Annotated in this window: 25 protein-coding genes; 13 read left to right on the top strand and 12 right to left on the bottom strand. The window is 62.2% G+C overall.

Annotated elements, in window-relative coordinates:
* Positions 1-604 precede the first annotated feature (604 nt).
* The 3 genes from N2605_RS24090 to N2605_RS24080 all read right to left on the bottom strand — a co-directional run bounded on the left by N2605_RS24090 (position 605) and on the right by N2605_RS24080 (position 2,311).
* Positions 605-820 (bottom strand): hypothetical protein, encoded by a 216-nt coding sequence (locus tag N2605_RS24090; RefSeq protein ID WP_036028847.1) that lies wholly within the window; start codon positions 818-820, stop codon positions 605-607.
* A gap of 767 nt (positions 821-1,587) precedes the next feature.
* Positions 1,588-1,722 (bottom strand): hypothetical protein, encoded by a 135-nt coding sequence (locus tag N2605_RS24085; RefSeq protein ID WP_260343353.1) that lies wholly within the window; start codon positions 1,720-1,722, stop codon positions 1,588-1,590.
* Positions 1,723-2,050: 328 nt separating this feature from the next.
* Positions 2,051-2,311, bottom strand: a complete 261-nt coding sequence (locus N2605_RS24080; protein ID WP_260343352.1) for a hypothetical protein — start codon at positions 2,309-2,311, stop codon at positions 2,051-2,053.
* Between the two features lie 261 nt (positions 2,312-2,572).
* Between N2605_RS24080 and rocF the strand changes: the two genes are divergently transcribed.
* Positions 2,573-3,550, top strand: coding sequence for an arginase (gene rocF / locus N2605_RS24075; RefSeq protein WP_260343351.1), 978 nt, complete (start codon positions 2,573-2,575; stop codon positions 3,548-3,550).
* An 87-nt stretch (positions 3,551-3,637) separates the two neighbouring features.
* Here rocF and N2605_RS24070 read toward each other — a convergent pair whose 3' ends face one another.
* Entirely contained in the window at positions 3,638-4,054 is a 417-nt protein-coding gene (locus tag N2605_RS24070) for a hypothetical protein (protein WP_036007763.1), read from the bottom strand.
* A 333-nt stretch (positions 4,055-4,387) separates the two neighbouring features.
* Here N2605_RS24070 and N2605_RS24065 point away from each other — a divergent pair, with 333 nt between their 5' ends.
* Both N2605_RS24065 and N2605_RS24060 read left to right on the top strand, forming a co-directional pair.
* The gene (locus tag N2605_RS24065) at positions 4,388-4,597 is read left to right on the top strand and encodes a hypothetical protein (RefSeq protein WP_036043996.1); all 210 of its coding nucleotides are present in this window, start codon (positions 4,388-4,390) and stop codon (positions 4,595-4,597) included.
* Between the two features lie 295 nt (positions 4,598-4,892).
* Entirely contained in the window at positions 4,893-5,171 is a 279-nt protein-coding gene (locus tag N2605_RS24060; protein ID WP_260343350.1) for a hypothetical protein, read from the top strand.
* A gap of 94 nt (positions 5,172-5,265) precedes the next feature.
* On the opposite strand, the gene N2605_RS24055 is transcribed toward N2605_RS24060, so the two are convergent.
* The 6 genes from N2605_RS24055 to N2605_RS24030 form a co-directional block, all read right to left on the bottom strand.
* On the bottom strand, positions 5,266-6,480 hold the full coding sequence (locus N2605_RS24055) for a mandelate racemase/muconate lactonizing enzyme family protein (RefSeq protein WP_225145331.1): 1,215 nt from the start codon (positions 6,478-6,480) through the stop codon (positions 5,266-5,268).
* Positions 6,481-6,619: 139 nt separating this feature from the next.
* Positions 6,620-7,906, bottom strand: a complete 1,287-nt coding sequence (locus N2605_RS24050; protein WP_036007761.1) for an NRAMP family divalent metal transporter — start codon at positions 7,904-7,906, stop codon at positions 6,620-6,622.
* Positions 7,907-8,057: 151 nt separating this feature from the next.
* A complete protein-coding gene (locus tag N2605_RS24045; protein WP_057028642.1) occupies positions 8,058-8,243 on the bottom strand; it encodes a hypothetical protein in 186 nt (61 codons plus the stop codon).
* A 221-nt stretch (positions 8,244-8,464) separates the two neighbouring features.
* A complete protein-coding gene (locus tag N2605_RS24040; protein ID WP_036028865.1) occupies positions 8,465-9,091 on the bottom strand; it encodes a hypothetical protein in 627 nt (208 codons plus the stop codon).
* 41 nt (positions 9,092-9,132) lie between these two features.
* The gene (locus N2605_RS24035) at positions 9,133-9,453 is read right to left on the bottom strand and encodes a hypothetical protein (RefSeq protein WP_225175191.1); all 321 of its coding nucleotides are present in this window, start codon (positions 9,451-9,453) and stop codon (positions 9,133-9,135) included.
* A 158-nt stretch (positions 9,454-9,611) separates the two neighbouring features.
* The gene (locus N2605_RS24030) at positions 9,612-9,809 is read right to left on the bottom strand and encodes a hypothetical protein (RefSeq protein ID WP_036028871.1); all 198 of its coding nucleotides are present in this window, start codon (positions 9,807-9,809) and stop codon (positions 9,612-9,614) included.
* Between the two features lie 130 nt (positions 9,810-9,939).
* Here N2605_RS24030 and N2605_RS24025 point away from each other — a divergent pair, with 130 nt between their 5' ends.
* The 5 genes from N2605_RS24025 to N2605_RS24005 all read left to right on the top strand — a co-directional run bounded on the left by N2605_RS24025 (position 9,940) and on the right by N2605_RS24005 (position 11,986).
* Positions 9,940-10,167, top strand: a complete 228-nt coding sequence (locus N2605_RS24025; RefSeq protein WP_225130315.1) for a hypothetical protein — start codon at positions 9,940-9,942, stop codon at positions 10,165-10,167.
* Positions 10,168-10,352: 185 nt separating this feature from the next.
* A complete protein-coding gene (locus N2605_RS24020) occupies positions 10,353-10,544 on the top strand; it encodes a Myb-like DNA-binding domain-containing protein (RefSeq protein ID WP_109142990.1) in 192 nt (63 codons plus the stop codon).
* Between the two features lie 331 nt (positions 10,545-10,875).
* Positions 10,876-11,067: a CsbD family protein gene (locus N2605_RS24015; RefSeq protein WP_036043977.1), complete on the top strand. Its 192-nt coding sequence runs from the start codon at positions 10,876-10,878 to the stop codon at positions 11,065-11,067.
* Positions 11,068-11,341: 274 nt separating this feature from the next.
* Positions 11,342-11,590, top strand: a complete 249-nt coding sequence (locus N2605_RS24010) for a hypothetical protein (protein ID WP_057028647.1) — start codon at positions 11,342-11,344, stop codon at positions 11,588-11,590.
* A gap of 126 nt (positions 11,591-11,716) precedes the next feature.
* Positions 11,717-11,986, top strand: a complete 270-nt coding sequence (locus tag N2605_RS24005; RefSeq protein ID WP_260343349.1) for a DUF6894 family protein — start codon at positions 11,717-11,719, stop codon at positions 11,984-11,986.
* On the opposite strand, the gene N2605_RS24000 is transcribed toward N2605_RS24005, so the two are convergent.
* Both N2605_RS24000 and N2605_RS23995 read right to left on the bottom strand, forming a co-directional pair.
* Positions 11,980-12,204, bottom strand: coding sequence for a hypothetical protein (locus N2605_RS24000; protein ID WP_109142993.1), 225 nt, complete (start codon positions 12,202-12,204; stop codon positions 11,980-11,982). The genes N2605_RS24005 and N2605_RS24000 overlap by 7 nt on opposite strands.
* On the bottom strand, positions 12,201-12,401 hold the full coding sequence (locus tag N2605_RS23995) for a hypothetical protein (RefSeq protein ID WP_109142994.1): 201 nt from the start codon (positions 12,399-12,401) through the stop codon (positions 12,201-12,203). The genes N2605_RS24000 and N2605_RS23995 overlap by 4 nt, the downstream gene beginning before the upstream one ends.
* A 331-nt stretch (positions 12,402-12,732) precedes the next feature.
* Here N2605_RS23995 and N2605_RS23990 point away from each other — a divergent pair, with 331 nt between their 5' ends.
* The 5 genes from N2605_RS23990 to N2605_RS23970 all read left to right on the top strand — a co-directional run bounded on the left by N2605_RS23990 (position 12,733) and on the right by N2605_RS23970 (position 18,330).
* Positions 12,733-12,906, top strand: a complete 174-nt coding sequence (locus N2605_RS23990; RefSeq protein ID WP_260343348.1) for a hypothetical protein — start codon at positions 12,733-12,735, stop codon at positions 12,904-12,906.
* Between the two features lie 464 nt (positions 12,907-13,370).
* Positions 13,371-14,096, top strand: a complete 726-nt coding sequence (locus tag N2605_RS23985; protein WP_260343347.1) for a DUF4261 domain-containing protein — start codon at positions 13,371-13,373, stop codon at positions 14,094-14,096.
* Between the two features lie 535 nt (positions 14,097-14,631).
* Positions 14,632-15,831 (top strand): IS256 family transposase, encoded by a 1,200-nt coding sequence (locus N2605_RS23980; protein ID WP_260343346.1) that lies wholly within the window; start codon positions 14,632-14,634, stop codon positions 15,829-15,831.
* A 76-nt stretch (positions 15,832-15,907) separates the two neighbouring features.
* Positions 15,908-16,402 (top strand): imm11 family protein, encoded by a 495-nt coding sequence (locus tag N2605_RS23975; protein ID WP_260343345.1) that lies wholly within the window; start codon positions 15,908-15,910, stop codon positions 16,400-16,402.
* Positions 16,403-16,719: 317 nt separating this feature from the next.
* The gene (locus tag N2605_RS23970) at positions 16,720-18,330 is read left to right on the top strand and encodes a hypothetical protein (RefSeq protein WP_260343344.1); all 1,611 of its coding nucleotides are present in this window, start codon (positions 16,720-16,722) and stop codon (positions 18,328-18,330) included.
* Positions 18,331-18,397: the final 67 nt, after the last annotated feature.

Below are 18,397 nucleotides of genomic sequence, written 5' to 3'. Positions count from 1 at the left end.
GCAGACCCGTCCCGGCTTTCCGGCTTTCTGACAGAACGCACCCTCAAACGACTGCGCGGCGTTTACGCATAAGGCGATGATCTGCCTGCGCTGGCTATTCGTGCCAAGGAAAGGGGCGGCTCGCGCGTGAAGCGCGCTTATGACCCCACGGCAGACGTTAGGCTGTTCGCGTTGGCAAGTTGCTCAAGCGGCCGTGCTGCTGCCTAAAGCACGGCGACATCGCGAACGCAATCGGCGGACGCTTGCGCGAGCCGCGCTCAGCATCCGACCCTTCAAGGTGAATTCTACCGTTGGCAGGTGCCACCGCGGCAATGCGACGAATAGTGCCTTCGGTACTCGGCTCCGGGACCGAACCGCAGCGCGAGCCAGTTCTGACGGAGGACGGTCTCACTAGGGGCGGTCGCAGACAACAGCGTTGAGGGACATTGGTTCGCGTCAGCTTTGGCTCCGCAGCGATTTTCACGATGCACCAAAGCGCGATGCGATTAGGATGAATCGTCATCGCGCTTTAGGTTATTGTTTGAGTATGATCTTATCGGAAAACCGCTACGCACTTTTCCGGATCATGCTCTAACGCACAGAGGCGTCGAATGCCGTCACCCGTTCAAGGCTGTAACAGCGAAAGGAGGCGTTGTCGGTCCTGATCAAGAACACGCTGGGCTCTGCGCAATGTGTCCAACTCTATTTCAGCGGTAGCGGTATCCTTTCCTTCCCGCTTCAACTGAAGGATCGCTCTCTCTTGCTCTGCAAGGCGTCGTTCTCCTTCAACTACATCGCGCTCGACCTGCCTCAACGCATCATAGACGAAGGTCTTGTCCATCAGTGTGCTCAGCTGGCGCCGCCAATCTCTTCTTTTTCGATCAACCTCAGCTCCGTCTCAACGTTCCCGCTCGCCACCGCTTTTCGCCGAAGCCAATCTCATGCGCCGGGCAGATTAAAGCTGCTTGTGCCCGCAGAGCACTGCGCTGGCGCCGGGCTGGTTCCTTGTCTGGCGATTCTTCAGAGCCGCCTCATCGATCCAGGTACCGCTTGGTCCCTCGGTGCCATTGCGAGAGAGAGCAGCCGCACGCGCTCGTTGTCACGCATGCCAGCATTCGGTCATCGTCTTGGATCCAGTCAGGCCCCGAGGAGGCTTGCTTGCCGGCTGTCGCCAGCCACAGCTTGTGTCCCTCGCATGCTCGGGCAGATAGATAGCTCGCCGTAAAGAAACTAATTCCCCAGCGGACTGCATCGTTCAAGTCCTGGCACAATTAAATATTAATATAATACGCCATTTTAAGTGAATTAAATGCTGGACGAGATTTAAATTTGGATTAGAATGAGGGCCGCTTGGCGCCGGATGAACGCGTCAAGGACCTCCTAGAAGCGGCCCCATCATCCCGCCCTGTAGCCCCGTTCCAAGGATGTAAGGGCCGCTTCTAGGGCAAATTGTGAGGCAAATCATGCACCTGTCATTAGGTGATTTGTTTCTCATCTCCGCGGCAACGGCTACGCTCCTCATGATTGAGATCGGAGTCTTGATGATCGTGGGTCTGATCTGAGCCAGTGAAGAAGAGCGTAGGGACTGTTCTGAGGACCACCTACATATCACGTCTCGTTGTAAGCGTGTTCGGCCTCGATCGCGCGGAGCAGGGCGGCAAGGCTGGGATATTCCGCGCCATTGCGGACGTAGCAATTGACGTGCTCGGCATAGCGGGCCGATCCGTCGGGCTTGCCCTGCAAGTGAACAGCAGCACGGCACTGTTGGCGGAGCTCCGGCTCGTTGCTTTCCGGAAAGCATCCGGAACGGAGACGTTCCTATTATAAAGCGAGGAGATTTTCGCCGGGGGCGAGCAGCTTCACGTAAGTGCCGCTTTCGTGAAGCATCAGCTAGATTAGCCGTTCTCGACCGTATAAGGCGATGCTGGCGCCACACTCTGTGGCGCTGACCTTTCGTTGGTAAAAGTAGCACTCCGCTTGGCTCTGACGTAGATCGGCTCCGAGGCCGGACCGCAGCGCCGAGCCAGGCCTGACGCAGGACGGTTTCACCCAGAGGGCGATCGCAGAACAGCTACCGCCGGCGCGCCACCGCGACGCCAAACAGGAAGGCGACGAACAGGCTGGCAAGCGGTGCTTCGCGCGTGATCGCGGAAACCGTCGCGAGTGCCCCGCCGGGCTTGCGCGATTCCTCGACTGCGGAGGTGAGGCGATCGACCGCTGCGTGCAGGCCTCCGGCGACTTCACCAATGGTGCGGGAGACGTCCGCGGCCGTATCGATGGCACGCTCGGCCATGCCGGGCTCGGACGAGGATTGCGGTATCTCCGTGCTCAAGGACGCGACCTCCTGGCGTGATGATCGAAGCCGGCACCTTTGGCTATCCGCGCGAGCGCTCGTTTTGAACAGCGGGTCTGGTGACCTTTGGCTATCCGCGACAGGCGCCGTGATTGACGGCGGGTGCCGGCCTTGGATGAGAAATTCAGCGCAGGGGATTTTGTTCCGGATGATATGCCGGCGGCTTGCGCGCTCCCCGGGAAACGACGGGTGCGAATCTCTGTTAGGCTGGGTGAACCTTGCTGACGTCAGGAGACAGCCGTGACCGACCGGACCATGACGGATCGAGCCCGGCACATCGCCTTGCTTGGCGCTCCCATCGACATGGGGGCTTCGCAGCGCGGCACCTTGATGGGGCCTGCGGCGCTGCGCACCGCCGGCCTTGCGACATTGCTGGAAAGTCTTGATCTCGAGGTCGTCGATTATGGCGATCTGTCCATAGCCGACGTCCGGGACCTCACCGACAGGCCGCCCGAACAGGCCAATCATTACCGCGAGATCCAGCGCTGGACGCGCGTTCTGAGCCGCAGAGGCTATGAGATCGCGACATCAGGTGCGCTGCCGATCTTTCTCGGCGGCGATCACACGCTGTCGATGGGGTCGGTCAATGCGATGGCGCGGCATTGGCAGGAGCGCGGCCGCGAACTGTTCGTGCTCTGGCTCGACGCCCATGCCGACTACAACACGCCGGAGACGACGATCACCGCGAACATGCACGGCATGTCAGCCGCGTTCCTGTGCGGCGAGCCCGGGCTCGACGGCCTGCTCGGCGACGATCCACGCGCCTCGATCGGCCCGGACAAGCTCGATCTGTTCGGCGCGCGTTCGATCGACAAGCTCGAGAAAGAGCTGATGCGCACGCGCCGGATCAGGATCGTCGACATGCGCCAGATCGACGAGTTCGGCGTGGCTGTCCTGATCCGCCGCGTCATCGAACGGGTCAAGGCGAGCAATGGCGTGCTGCATGTCAGCTTCGACGTCGATTTCCTCGATCCTTCCGTGGCGCCGGGCGTCGGCACCACCGTGCCGGGTGGCGCCACCTATCGCGAGGCGCATCTGATCATGGAGCTGCTGCACGATTCCGGCGTCGTCGGATCGGTCGACATCGTCGAGCTCAATCCGTTCCTGGACGAACGCGGTCGGACCGCGCGCACGGCGGTCGAGCTGATCGGCAGCCTGTTCGGTCAGCAGATCACCGACCGGCCGACGCCGAGCAATGCCATCGCACCAGGCGAGTGATGGGCGCCATGCCGGCAGCACGCCCCCTTCAAGCGAAAGGCCGCGCCCATGTCGAGCGCGGCTCTCGTGGCGCCTGATCGGCTGCTCTCACCAATGGCGGTGGTGCCGATGCCAGTGGTGCCGAACGACCGGATAGGACCCACCGTAATAGGCGTAGGCGGGGCGCACGACGCGGCGATAGCGATAGCCGTAGGAAACGGGCGCCGTGTAGTAGGTGGTGGTGTAGCCACCGCCCCATCGATAGGGCTCGTCGTATCCATAGTCGTAGGCGTAGGGGCCGCCGTAGTAACCGGCACTGTAATAGCGGGGACCGCCATAGTAGCCATAGCCAGGTCCCCAGCCGTAGGCGGAGGAGGCAAGGCCACCAATGACGGCGCCTGCGACCAGGCCGCCGGCGATGCCAGGTCCCCAACCTCGCCAATGGGCTTCGGCGGGAGACGTTGCTGCGATCGAGCTCAGGCCCAGAGCGCCGGCCATCAGGGCTGACATTGCAATCTTCTTCATCAACATACCTCTCACATCACATTGCCCTAGGGAATAACGGGAAGAATAAGCAATGGTTGCTGCTGGCCGGTGGCGAGAGCGAATGGGTGCTCGGCGTCGGGACGGCGTCACGGAGAGTTCGGGCCTGGACGGCGACGCCCGCCGTTCCCATCAGTTCGACCAAATGCCTCCAAGAGGTTCGGGACTGCCCCGAGCGGCGCGCGGCGCGCCGAGAAAGAATCCGATCAAATCGCCCCTGAATCATTAAATGGTCGAATACCGGGAAAAACCGGAAACTTTGGAGCCTGTCCTTAAGTTGGGACGCCACGAGGTTCGGATTTCCGGAGAGCAGGCATGGACGACGACAAGGTCTTGAAGAACGCCGCGGACACCGCCTGGACGGTGTACCGGGCGCGGCACCCCGAGGTCGCCGCGCACGACACAAGGCGCTGTCTGCTGGAACGCCATCTGCAGAGGAGGTGGGAAGAGCACCCAAGCGATACCGAAGAGCTCGCCTCTTTCGGGATAGCCTACCTGCACCGCCTTCCCAGGGATGAATGTTGACGTGCATGAAGATGCTCGTTGTCCGCGTGGCCCGCACGAGTACGAGGCCGAGTTGGACCCTGCTTGCGATTTCATGTCTCATCTCGGCGACCATCGTGACGGTTTTGCGCGTCGTGTGCGAGGGATAGAGCTTGCGCCCGGAGTGTCCGAGCCGGGAACTCCACCCAGCAACCCCGTCGCCTCGCGCGAGGCCACGACCGGCGCGGCATCGCCCAACGCTACGAGCTGCAACAGTAGGGGAACCGGAGGGGGCTCGACCGAATTAACCTGCGATAGGAAAATTTCGGACCCTTCGATGGCAAACGGTCGCTTCGCGTACTCCATGTCCAGAGCCCTGCGTCACCCCGGCGTGATGGCGTTGATCGTGGCGGGCGTGACGATTGCGGCCATGCTGATCGTCGACCACGGCCCGTGGAGCCGGGCCAAGACACAGCCGGCCCACGTCGCGATGTACGCCACCACGGGTGAAGCGGCACGGGCCGCTGGCGCCCTGGTGCTCCCGACCGATCCGAAATCGCTGATCGAGCCGCAGCGGCCGAAGACGTCTCCAACCGTCAATCCCGTGACGCCGTAAAGCGCGATGAATCGTCATCGCGCTTTAGGTTATCGTTTGAGCATGATCTTTTCGGAAAACCGCTAGACACTTTTCCGGATCATGCTTCAGCCTCTCAGCTCTTGCGGCCGTAGTTGAGGAGGCCGCCACTCGTCTTCGGCGGATGAGCCCGCAAGGCTTCCTCGTTCGGCTCGGTGCCCCAGCCGGGCCGGTTCGGGATGATGAGATGGCCGTTCTCGATCTCCGGCTCGTGCGTGAACAGCTCGCGATCCCAGGACAGACGATCGATGTCGATCTCCATGATGCGCAGGTTCGGCACCGCGGCGCAGAAATGCGCGTTCATCATCGAGCAGAGATGGCCGTAGAAATTGTGCGGGGCGACGTTGACCTCGAAGGCTTCGGCCGCCGCGGCGATCTTCATCGACTGCCAGACGCCGTTCCAGGGCGTGTCGATGATCGCGACATCCATGGCCTGCGCGTGGAAGTAGGGCAGGAATTCACGCAAGGAGAGCAGCGTCTCGCAGGACGAGATCGGGTGCGGGCTCTGCTTGCGGATATAGCCGAGCGCTTCCGGATTGAAGCTGTCGATCTCGACCCAGAACATGTCGAGGTCGGCGATGGTGCGCAGGATCTTCAAGTAGCCTTCGGTCTTGGCGTTGAAGTTGCAGTCGAGCAGGATGTCGACGTCGGGGCCGGCGCCGTCGCGGATCGCTTCCAGATGCATGTGCAGGTCGCGCAGGATCTTGCGGTCGACGTTGATCTCGGGCGCGAAGGGCGAGCCGAATCCGGGACGCCAGCCGGTCGGCTTGCCCTCGTCATAGGAAAAGATGTTGGTCTTGAGCGCGGTGAACTTCTTCTCGCGCACCTCGCGCCCCATCGCCTTGACGCCGTCGAGAGTTTCGATCGCCGGCTTGTACCAGGACGGGTGGTTGATGCGCCACGTGGCGCAATGCGACCAGTAGACCCTGACGCGATCGCGGATCTTGCCGCCGAGCAGCTCATAGCAGGGGACGCCGAGCGATTTCGCCTTGGCATCGAGCAGCGCATTCTCGATCGCCCCGAGCGCTTGCGCCACCACGCCGCCGGCCGCAGGACGCGTCGCCGCGAACAATTCGGCAAAGATGCGCTCGTGCTGGAAGACGTTCTGCCCGATGACCCGCGCCGAGAGGCGCTGGATCGCGGCGCCGACGCCGGGCGAGCCAAAGCCTTCGTCGAATTCGCTCCAGCCGACGATGCCGTCCTCGGTCGTCAGCTTGACGAAATGATAGTTTCTCCAGCCGGCATCGCAGGCGAGGATCTCGAGGCTCGTTGCTTTTGAAGATTTGGTCATGTCGCTCCCTACTCGCCCGGCCGGGCTTTTCTTATAGCCCGATCTTGAGCCGGGCCCGGACCGCATTGTTAAGCCAAGCGCGGAGCGGCGGGAAGATGCAGAGATGCGGCGCGGCAGCGCGTCCGAAGCAGGCCTTGCGTCAGCCGATCACCGACGAGCCGAGCAAAGCGAGAACGGCGAGCGCCATGACTGCGGTGCCGAGCCAGCCCAGCGCGATCAGCCAGGAGCGGGCCCTGAAGCGGCCCATGATGGTGCGGTTCGAGACGATCAGCATCATCATCGCCATGATGGGGACGGCGACGATGCCGTTGAGCACCGCGCTCCACACCAGCATGTTGATCGAGTCGATGCCGGTGAAGCCGAGGCCGAAGCCGATCAGGGTTGCCGCGGCGATGATGGTGTAGAAGCCGGCCGCCTCGTCCGGCTTGGCCTCCAGCGTGGCGCGCCAGCCGAAGATCTCGGCAACGCCATAGGCCGCCGAGCCCGCCAGCACGGGAATGGCGAGCAGGCCCGTGCCGATGATGCCGGTCGCGAACAGGGCGAAGGTGAAATCGCCGGCCAGCGGCCGCAGCGCTTCGGCCGCTTCCGTCGCCGAGCCGATATTGGTGATGCCGTTTGCGTGCAGGACCGATGCGGTGGTCAGGATGATGAAGAAGGCGATGCCGTTCGAGAGCAGCATGCCCGAGATGGTGTCCGTCTTGATGCGGTCGAGCTCGTGATCGCCGCCGCGCTTGAGCTGGCGAAGCGGCTTGTCGCGCTCGCCCTGGTTCATCTCCTCGACTTCCTGCGAGGCCTGCCAGAAGAACAGATAGGGGCTGATGGTGGTGCCGAGCACGGCGACCACCATCAGGAGATAATCGGCGCTGACATTCGGCTTCGGCCAGACTGCGGCGAGCAGCGCCGTGCTCCAGGGAATCTGCACCGTGAAGGCGGTCGCGACATAGGCGAACAGCGCCAGCGTGAGGAATTTCAGCACCGGCGAATAGCGGCGATAGGGCACGAACACCTGCAGCAGGGTCGAGCCGGCCGCGAAGATCAGCGCGTGCTCGTGGTTGAGGCCGCCGATGACGAGCGAGAGCGCCTCGGCCATCGCGGCGATGTCGGCGGCGATGTTGAACGTGTTCGCGGCGACCAGCATGGAGACCAGCGCCAGCACCGCCCAGCGCGGCGCGACGCGCATGACGTTGGCGGCGAGCCCCTTGCCGGTGACGCGGCCGATCTGCGCGCTGACGAGCTGGATCGCGATCATGAACGGCGTGGTCAGAAACACGGTCCACAACAGACCGAAGCCGAATTGCGCGCCGGCCTGCGAATAGGTGGCGATACCCGACGGGTCGTCGTCGGCAGCTCCGGTGATGAGGCCGGGGCCCAGCCGTTGCAACAGCGTCGGCGCGGATTTCGTCGGGGTGAGGGCGCTGTCGCTCATCAACGGGCTCGAACGGGTGCGGGACGTCGTCTTTAGCAAATGCGAATCGAATGCCATAAGTTCCCGCTGCCGAAGCGGGCGGCTGATTTCCGAAAATGCTAAGTCGAGTTTGCTCCGTCGGGCAAAACAGGGCTATATTGCCATCATCGGCCTACCTGATGCTGACGAACATGCCCCAGGCGGCGGCCAGCGCCGCGCCGGTGAAGAGAACCACCGGGTTGTCGCAGAACGTGCCGCCGTAGCTGCACACGTCCGCGCCGAATTGGCCGAGCTCATGACGGCTCGCGGAATAGAACAGTCCCGACAGCACCAGCAATGCAGCGGCGACGTAATACATCGAAGGTCTCTCCGGCTTGCCCCGTCCAGGCGACATGTCCCAGCATGAGGCGAAGAGATTTCACTTCGGCCAATCCGCTTTGCGGCATTTGAGATAAAGTTTGACCCGTCGGGCAAAACACCGGCAAGATGGCACAATCGACCGTGCCGGCGTGATGACCGGTCGTCGACATCAAAAAGGCCCCGCACCGCGGGGCCTTTGTCGTGTCAGAGCTTACCGCCCTATCGCCGCGAGCCTACGCCGTAGAGTTCGCGCTCGCGAACGACATCCTCCGGCGACAATGGCGGGCTTGCGGCGTCGAAGTCGGTCCAGCCGGACTTCTGCCATGCGGCGCTGCGCTCCTGAAGGTTGACCGATCGCTCGTGCAGAAGCGCATCGAGGCGCGCGCGGTCCTGGTCCGGCACCCTCGCGGACACCAGCGTGCCGCCGCGGCGGACGCCCTCGGCATAACGCGATGCGTCTTCCCTGGAGACGCCGGCCTCGGTCAGGGCGCCGATGATTCCGCCGGTGGCCGCGCCGGCAGCCGCGCCGGCCGCCGTCGAGGCGAGCCATCCGGCCGCGACCACCGGACCAAGGCCCGGGATGGCGAGCAAGCCGAGACCTGCGAGCAGGCCGGCGGCGCCGCCGAGCCCGGCCCCGATGCCGGCACCGGTGCCGGCGCCTTCGGCGCGATCATCGGTGCCGTCGCGGTCACGATCGACCTTGCCGGAGCGTGAGCCGTACCAATTGTCCGAATTGTTGGCGACGAGGCTGATGTCGGAATGCGGCACGCCGGCGCTTTCGAGCCGGGTCACGGCCCGCTCGGCATCGGCGTAATTGTCGTACAGGCGAGAGATGGTCGTCGTCATGTCTGGATCTCCTGATGTCGCGAATGACTTGATTTCGTAAATTACTTGGCGGGGTTGACGTTGCCCTGGAAGTCGACGCTGACGTCGGTCTTGGTGCCGGCCTTGTCCGCCTTGCCGCGCCAGACGCCGTTGTCGTCCTTCTGGAGGCCGGAGACGTTGGAATAGCCCGCGCCCTCGATCCGCGATTTCGCCTGTCCCTCGGTGAAGCTGTTGCGGCCCGCGACCGGTGCGTTGGAGTTGTTCTGGTCGGAGCTGTTCACGGCGTTGTTGCCCGGCCCGCTTTGCGCCGGCTGCGATTGGGCGCCCGCGGGCACCGAACCGAGCAGCACCAAGGTTGCGGCCAGCACTGTCAGACGTTTCATGTTGTTGTCTCCTGCAAGTGATTGTGCGGGCGACAACAAGTGAGAGTCGGATTGGTTGCTATTGGTTTGGATGAGTTTGCTGCGGCTCTTCGGTCGCGGCTCTTTGGTCACGACGACGAGCGAGTTGCCGCCGCGGCCGGACATGCGCCCGCCACCTGCTACTTTGAAGATTGCACAGACTCGGCTTGGCCCTTGGTGGGCTCCCACGGCGCCGGAAGTATCACGCGGATGGGGCGGGCTTCGGTGGCGCCCTGAACCACAGGTGCGGCCTGTTCCTTGACGGGCTCAGCCAGCGCTACGCTCATCAATGCAACCAGCAGCGCCAGGGAAGTTGTCACCAGCCGCACGTCCAGCATCGAAGCCTCCTGTTTGCGTGCTAACGCAATCCCCCGGAGTTGGTTCGGGGGCGATGGCCGGGAACAAGTGGCAATTTGTCGGGTTTGTAGAACACACGCCTGGAGGACCGGGCTGCTGGAGGAGGACACGATGAACATCAAGGCGATCATTGCCGCGGCCGTGCTGACGTCGGTTGCGGCTCCCGCGTTTGCGCAAACGTTCTACGTGGTGCAGGATGTCAAGACCAAGAAGTGCACCATCACCGAGTCGAAGCCGACGACCACGGAAACGACCGTCGTCAGCGGCGACACCGTGTACAAGACCAGGTCTGAAGCCGAGGCCGGCATGAAGACCGTCAAGGTCTGCACCTCGAACTGATGCACTGAGAGCGAAAGTCTCACCCGAGCCTGCGCTCGAAACAAAGCCCGCGCGGAGCGATCCGCCGCGGGCTTTATTTTTGCAAAGTTCATTAGTGTCGGTCCGCCACGCGCGGCCAGATAGGAACTTGGTCCGTCCCGGTCGATTGTCGTCGCACTTGAATGACGGGTGAGCCAACTCCGACCATGCAATCACGCTATCCCTTGCTGAAGCGGTGGACGGCGGACGAGCATGAGCGGCTGAAAGCGCTGGCCGAAGCCGGACGCCGCCCCGACGAAATTGCCGCAGAGCTCAACCGGAGCGAAGCCGCCGTGCGGGTGCGGGCCTGGCAGCACCGCATTGCGCTGCGCGGCGTCATGCAGAGGCGCGGCAAGTAGCGCGTGCTGGGGGCGTGGACTCGTCGACCTCGGTCAGCGGGTCGATGCCTGCTTCACGCTCAAGGCGGATTGGGAAATCAAGCGAAAAACCCGGCGTGTGAGCGTCCGGGCCGATCGCAAGTAAGAATTACAAGTCCAATGCAGGAGCTAAACCAAACCTCAACGGCCCTGTCTGTCCACTTTTGCACACCCGCGGCGAGCAACAAGTACAAGCTGCGTAAACAGCTCATGGACATCGCAATCGACCGTTCTTCGTGTGGTGCGCGTCTCGCAGGAACGACAGCGCAGCGTTTTCGTTGTGCTCGTCTTCTAGACAAGGAGGATAACGATCATGGACCGTGAACATGTGAAGGGCGCCGCTGACAAGGCAAAAGGCGCGATCAAAGAGGGGGCTGGCAAGCTTACCGGGGACAAGGACCTCGAAGCCGAAGGCAAGATGGATAAGGCCAAGGGATCCGCCCACAACGTCGCTGGAGATGTGAAGGACGCAGCGCGGGACGCCTCTGACGCCCTCAAGAAATAACCAAAAAAGGAAAGTCTGAAACTGGCCGCCTCAGGGCGGCTTTTCCTTTTCCGCCAAGCCCAGGGCGATGACGAAACACGCCTGAAACAGTGCTGAAACCAGATCGTCCTGAACTCGGCGCCCGCCGGGGCCGACCAACAAAGCGAAAAGGAGAGACAATCATGATCCAGATCGGTTCGAAGGAAGAAGTCGCGCTGCTGCTGGCGCTGTTCGGCACCCATACCCAGAAGGCAGAGCGGCCGAAGCCGAAATCGCAGCAGAGGTGAGAGACGCCATGCCCGGTTTGGCCGAATGCCAGAGCCTGCTCCGGCTCCTGATCGCCAGGGGCGATCCCAAGGCCATCCCGCTTGCCAAGGGCGCCATCGACCAGTTTCTGAACACCGCACCGTTAAGCATGCGCGGGCGCGGCCTGCGCGTGCTGCAGCGCGACGCACTCGACCAACACGATGCCGCGGTCGGCGTGCAGCGTTCGTTCGCCGAGACGGTGGACGCCTATATCGAGCGCAAGCTCGCGGAGGAGTGAGCCGGCGCGGCCCGATCGCGTGCCGCCCGGTGTTCCCGGAACCTGCTGATTTCCAAAGTGATTTTTTGCGGTTCTTTGCAACCTTCGCTCGCCCTCTGCGCTATAGGGGGGCAGAGGATTACGGTCATGACGCGATATTACTTTGATCTTCGCGACGACAAGGGAATTGCGCTGGACGAGGAGGGACTGGAATTGTCCAGTGCGCGTGCGGTTCAGGCCGAGGCCGCCAAGTCCGTTGCCGATCTCGCGCGCGATGCGATGCTCGGCGCGCCGCCCACCGGCGACCGGCAGGAAATGGCGATCGAGGTGCGCGATGCGACGGGCCCGGTCATGCAGGTGAAGTTCAATTTCCAGATCGAAGATCTCAGGTCGCGCCCGCAGTCACGCGGTCATTGACGCGTCAGCGTCGGCCGGGACGGCTCGGGCAGGGGCGGGCACAATTGCGCGGAGTCCAGCACCGCGATCTTTCGGCCGAGCTGCCAGACCTCGACCTTGCCGAGCCGCGTGAACCGCTTCGCAAAATCCAGGGCGGAGGAATCGGACGGGGCTTCGAACGCTTCGGCGGAGCGGAAGACCCCGTCCTCGCCGATGAGATAAGCGCGATATTGCATCATGTCGGCGCCCTCAGGCCGGGCGAGCGCAGCCAGGAATCGATCTGCATGGCGGTTTCGTCGCGGCGCGCCTGGCGCAGCAGCATGTCGCGGCGGGGGCCTGGGGTCAATTTGCGCGCTTCCTCGCGGCAGCGCTCCGCTTCGTCCGCGAGTCTCTCGCGCAAGGTGGTGGTCTGTTTGAATCGACGCCGCTTCTGCATCGGCGTGCTCCCTCGTTAGAGTAGGGCGGGAGCGCAACTGGCGTTCTCATCACCGATCGATGCCACGGGCCTTGCGGTGATGGATTAACCTTACGCCTACCGGCACAGCGGAGTCACATCATTTGATATGTTGCGCGGATTAATTTTCGCGAGAAGCTTGAGCGTGTTGAGTGGCTTACTCAATTTGCACCGCGCGAGTCCTAAAGTTCAATAGTGAACAGAGGCAACCTCTGTTAGTTGATGTTGCATCACCGGCCGAGGCTTTGTCCGTAGGCGTCGGTGGCTGAGAGACCGAGCGCGCTCCCGCCTGCAAAGCAAGGGGAGCACCGCGATGACCGTCTATCGGCCGTTGCCAGCCGACCGTGAGCAGACCGAATACATGCGCCAGATCGTGCGCGAATGCCGCGAGCTGTTGAAGCAATCGCCACCCGATACGTTTCTGGGACGCAGGACGCACGAGCCGTTCCAGCGCGAGGGCGACGCTACGCCGAACGAGGAGCGTTGACCGTCAGGGCAATCGCGATGGTTGGCGAGAGGCCGGCCTGCAGGGTGCGAGTTTGCTCGGCGTTGTCGCAGATGGCGCGGGCGATCGCGCGCTGACGTCAGGGCGAGGCGAAGCCGTTCTGCTTAGAGGAGGGCGGCATCGGCGCGCGCCAACAGAGGATCGGGCATTGATCCGTGCATGGGCGGTGCAACGCGGTGTGTTGCCGGTTGTTCATGGGAGGGCGGCCCGGTGTGGCTCTGGCGACGGCGCGCGCGGTATTTCTTGTTGTTGCGTGAACCCCTCTATCTTGCGCTCACCCGGAGCGCGGAAAACGCCGATTGACATTGTTCCCTATTTGTTCTAAAGAGGGTTTCAACCTCTGGGCGAACAGCCGAAGTTTGACTCACACTGGAATTTCTGCGGGGTCGTTGATGAGTAGCTCGCTTCTCTCTTTTGTCCTGTTGAGCAGACCGGTGACGCCTGACATGTCAGCAGTCGCCAAAGTTCTTCACGCCCGCCATCCGGAATTGGCAGCAGAGGCGCCGGACGATGACGAGCTGCAACCGGCTCAAGCGAATTCGCCGCTCATCCGCTGTGGCAACGAGCTTGTTGCGGTCATGTCGATGCCGGCGCCCATCCCGCAGGATCCGGGGCTTTGGGCGCGCGCTGCGCGAACTTGGCCCGAAAGCGAGGCTGTGGCAACGAACCATCAAGGCCACATCATCGTCTCGCTGCTCGGAAAATCTGAGCAGCCGCTGGTCGCCGCCCGCCTTACGACTGCAGTCATCGGTGCATTGATTGCCACCGTGCCGGAATGTTGCGGCGTGGTGTGGGCGGGCCGGGTGGCACAGCCGGCCGATCTTTGGCTCGATGCGTCTCGCTGGTCGCTCGCACCGTATCCGGACTATCCCTTTAGACTATGGGTCGACATTCTTCCGTTCCGGTCAGGTGCGAAGATCGGAGCGATCACGATGGGCTTGTCCGCGTTTGTCGGCCGCGAGATCGAATTCGTGACCGGTAAGCTCGCGCTTCCGGCGTTGTTCGACAAGGTGGCAGGACTTTCCGTGTATCTGATCGAGCACGGAAACGTGGTGAAGGACGGTGATACGATCGGAGCAAGTGCGAGGGAGCGGATTGCAGTGCGCTACAAGAACTCTGATGTTTTTGGAGGTCTGCCGGTGTTCTATTGTACGGATGAATTCGAGCACTAGTCTCCCAAACTTCTTGCACGTGTCGAATGGTAGTTGCACTGCTCGAAATCGCTTTGACACGTCGGGCAAAACACTGGCAGAATGGCATCATGGAGAAAGGCCGATCAAGCTCGCGGGAAGCCGCGGGCTTTATTGTTGCGCGCAAGCCTTGTTCCACGTGCAAGTCCATGGTGCGCAAAGAAATCGGCTTGAGAACTTCAAAGCTCTGAGAAGCGCCGTGGGCCGAGCGATAGGCAAGGGAGCGACAAACGATGCCCGAGTCAGGTATTGCAGCGCGAAAGAAAAAGTCGTCAAAGCTATACAAGTTCGAACGGGATATTAGAGTTAGCACGTCGCCCGGTTGGAACATGGAAAATTTCGACGCCTTGGGCGTTGGCCCGGTCGTGTCCCAGCTGGTGGTGTAGCTGGAGCGAAGCCGCTCGCGAAGCGCGCCCTCATATAGCGCCGTAGCGAGCGAGCGGCTTTGCGGGTGGTCACCGATGATTCGTCGGTAAGGTTTGGATTGCGACAGCCAACCTGATTCGAGGAACCACCGATGACCGACGACATGATGAACCTGCGCGCGCTCGTGGAGAAGACCCCTGATGCCGATCTGTTGCGCGAGATGATCGGCTTTGCCGCCCATCGGCTGATGGAGCTGGAGGTCGAAGGCCTGACCGGGGCCGCCTATGGCGAGAAGAGCCAGGAGCGGCAGGTCCAGCGCAATGGCTATCGCGATCGGAGCTGGGAGACGCGGGCCGGCACGGTCGAACTGCGCATTCCCAAGCTGCGCAAGGGCTCCTACTTCCCGGGCTTCCTGGAGCCGCGGCGAATGGCCGAGAAGGCGCTCACCGCGGTGGTGCAAGAGGCCTATGTCCAGGGCGTCTCCACCCGCTCGGTCGACGACCTGGTGCAGGCGATGGGCATGAGCGGCATCTCCAAGAGCCAGGTGTCGCGGCTGTGCGGTGAGATCGACGACAAGGTGAAGGCCTTCCTCGCCCGTCCGATCGAGGGCGATTGGCCGTATTTGTGGATCGACGCCACCTACGTGAAGGTGCGCCAGAACGGGCGCATCGTCTCGGTCGCGGTGATCATCGCAGTCGGGGTCAACAGCGACGGCCGGCGCGAGGTGCTCGGCATGGATATCGGCCCCTCCGAGGCCGAGACGTTCTGGACCGCGTTCCTGCGCAAGCTCGCCCGCCGCGGCCTGCGCGGCGTCAAGCTCGTGGTCTCCGACGCCCATGAGGGGATCAAGGCGACCGTGGCCAAGGTGCTCAACGCCAGCTGGCAGCGCTGCCGTGTCCACTTCATGCGCAACGCGCTGGCGCATGCCGGCAAGAGCGGGCGGCGTGTCGTCTCGGCCTTCATCGCCACCGCGTTTGCCCAGGACGATGCCGAGACCGCACGAGCGCAGTGGCGAAAGGTCGCCGACCAACTCCGCCCTAAGCTGCCAAAGCTCGCCGCCTTCCTCGACGAGGCCGAGACCGACGTGCTCGCCTACATGAGCTTCCCGGCCGCGCACCGCGCCAAGCTGCACTCAACCAATCCGCTCGAAAGGGTCAATGGCGAGATCAAGCGCCGAACCGAAGTGGTCGGCATCTTTCCCAATGAAGACGCCATCGTCCGCCTCGTCGGGGCGATCCTGCTCGAGCAGAACGACGAGTGGGCCGTCCAGCGCGGCCGCTACATGACACTGGAAACCATCGCCCCGTTGGGCGATGATCCCGCCGTCAGCTTCCCGGCAATCGCCAGCTGACCGATCCGGCCCATGCCGGCGAACGTGGTGACCCGCACTCAGCTACACCACCCCACGGGACACGATCGTTGGCCCCGTGCTGTATTCACCACGAGGCAAGCGAAGCTTTCCTCCGCTCCTAGAAACGCCGCGGCTGCTGATCGCCAGATCTCTCGGGCGGCCGCCGGCCGATTGGGAGCCATTTCACGACTTTTGGCTCGTGTCCGATCGGATGAAAAACGTTCTCGAGTCGGTGGACAGAGAGGGGGTTGCTTTTCTGAGATGCGAAACGCGGTCGTTGAGAGGAGAAGCACCGGTATATTGGCTCTGCGACATCGTCCGTGAGCTCGATGTCATCGATGAGGAGAAGTCGAACTTCAAAGTCCTGGAAGATGGGACTGATTTCAGGCGGTATGTCGGCACGGCGATGGATTCCACGTTCGTCTTTCGCGAAGAGGTCATCGGTTCGGCTCATATCTTCCGAGCCCGCTTTTTGAACAAAGTTGTTTGTAGTCAAGCAATGAAGGATGCTTGTAAGGCTGCAGGCCTGAAAGGTCTAAGATTCGGAAATCCCTACATCAATTGGGGTTGATTCCAGACGTAGCGCACTGAGATACCGTCGAAAGTCTCCCAAGACTCAATGATCTATCAACGCACGTGAACCGCCCGCGTCCGAAGGTGCTTGCGCGTTGTTGGCGCGGGGGATTCCCCCGATCTACGTGATGTAGCCAAGCCCTCCGCTGTCCCGAAGCCTTCCGGCAGATGCCGACGTCGGCAACAGCTTCGTGCCACAACGTTTACCGGCACGTCGGACGATACAACCCGCAAATCCAGCGGCCGGCCTCCCCCGTGCAGGCCATCCAAACAGCATTCAAACCAGAACGCCGGCTGCATTCAGGAGCAGCTCGGATGCCGGCGCACGGCAGGAGCCGCAATTTCATGTTTCAAAATCACCACATTTTACTTCAGCATTTCGCCGACCACCCGGTCGTCCGCTTTTTACGTGGACGGTTCGAAGTTGACGCAACTCGAAATCGTATGAGTTTGCCCTCCGTACAATCGGCGGCAAGCGATCTGGGTGCGAGCCCTCATACTGGAGGCCATCTCGGGGCGTATCATCAGGGGTTCGGCGACTACCTTAAGACGGTAGAAGAATCTCCGAGGTACGCGGCGGCTCTCGCGGGTGACTCGCATGAGCTCGATGAGCTGGTGTCGGACGTAAACGCACTCGTGGCGGCCGCCAAGTACGCGCTGGCGAGCGGTCATCTATTTGCCAATACTCCTACGGGAATGACCACCGAAAACGCAAATGCGGTGAACAAGCAATGGTTCGACAACTGGAGAGCATACGCCGCCGATCATCAGACGCAGATCCGGGAGATGCAGGAGACAGTGGACCAATTCCTCGCTGCCGGTCGCGCGGACGCGGCCTTGGACTTTCCGCTTCTCTCTCCAACCAGCGGTCTCAGCATGGCAGAGAGGATCGCAATCCTGAAGCGTTCGCCGAAAGGCTCTCCTATCTCGCTGCAATTTACCAACGTCGGACCTGTCCCCGATCTTCCGGGCCTGGTGCCGCCCTTCGTCAATACGCGTTTGCCAGGTTTTATTCCGCCGTCGCTTGAGGGAATCAACGAACCGGAAGGATTTACGCCTAGCAATCCGCTTATCACGTACGGGTTGCCGGGATTTCCGGCGACCAATCCTCGAGGCTTTGGACAACTACCTCCTACTACTGGGGTGGCCGAGGATCCTTTAGTGCTCAAGTTTGATCCTGCGACCGGTTGGCCAAATCCATTCTCCGAACGCTCACCGATATTGGACCCCGGCGCTCCGTTTCATGCAACGCCGCCCGCTGGCCTCTACATGGGAGCAGGACTTGCCGCGGCCGCGGTGTTAGCGCCGCAATTCTCGCCTGTCTGGGCTCGGGCAGCGGTCGCTGGGCTAGCTGCTGGCGTACCGACGCTGGCAACTGCTCGGACCAGCGACGGAGGAGTGTTCTCCACCGGAGCGCCCGCATATGATCCATTCAATCGCGACGAGACGAGCAGCTATGTTGGCGGCTTGAATGCGGGCCCTTGGTCGAACGAAGATGCCAAAACGATCGCAACGCCCTTGGCGATGGGGCACCGCGGAAATCAGGACGAGACCTCTGAGGGACCAACTGAGCAGCCGCAAGCGCTTCAATCAGGAGTCTCGCGCTTAAGCGCATCAGTCGCGCCCGAAGATGTCCGGCGTCTCGCCCGTGTGAATGAGACGAACGCGGGCAACGTGTTTATATCGGGCAGTGCGCCAGTCCCGTATCTGCCGTCTACCGCATTCGACGATCGGTATGGCAATTGGACTATCCCGGCCGCTCGCGGCCAGCAGCCGCAACCCAGCAAGCCGATCGGCGTGTTTGCAGACGAGCCGAGTTATCTCATTCCTCCACAGATCTTCGGAGTGGACGGCTCCCTCCATCCGCGCGATGATGGCGAGGAATGGTTCTCGCGCTGGATACGGCCTTTGCTTCCGCCGCAATGACGTTTGTGTAGTGGAGCGAGAGTGGTCGTTTGACACGTCGGGCAAAACACTGGCAGAATGGCATCAT

This window comes from Bradyrhizobium yuanmingense, assembly GCF_025200905.1.
GTDB lineage: Bacteria > Pseudomonadota > Alphaproteobacteria > Rhizobiales > Xanthobacteraceae > Bradyrhizobium > Bradyrhizobium yuanmingense.
This window is presented reverse-complemented; position numbering and strand designations above follow the sequence as displayed.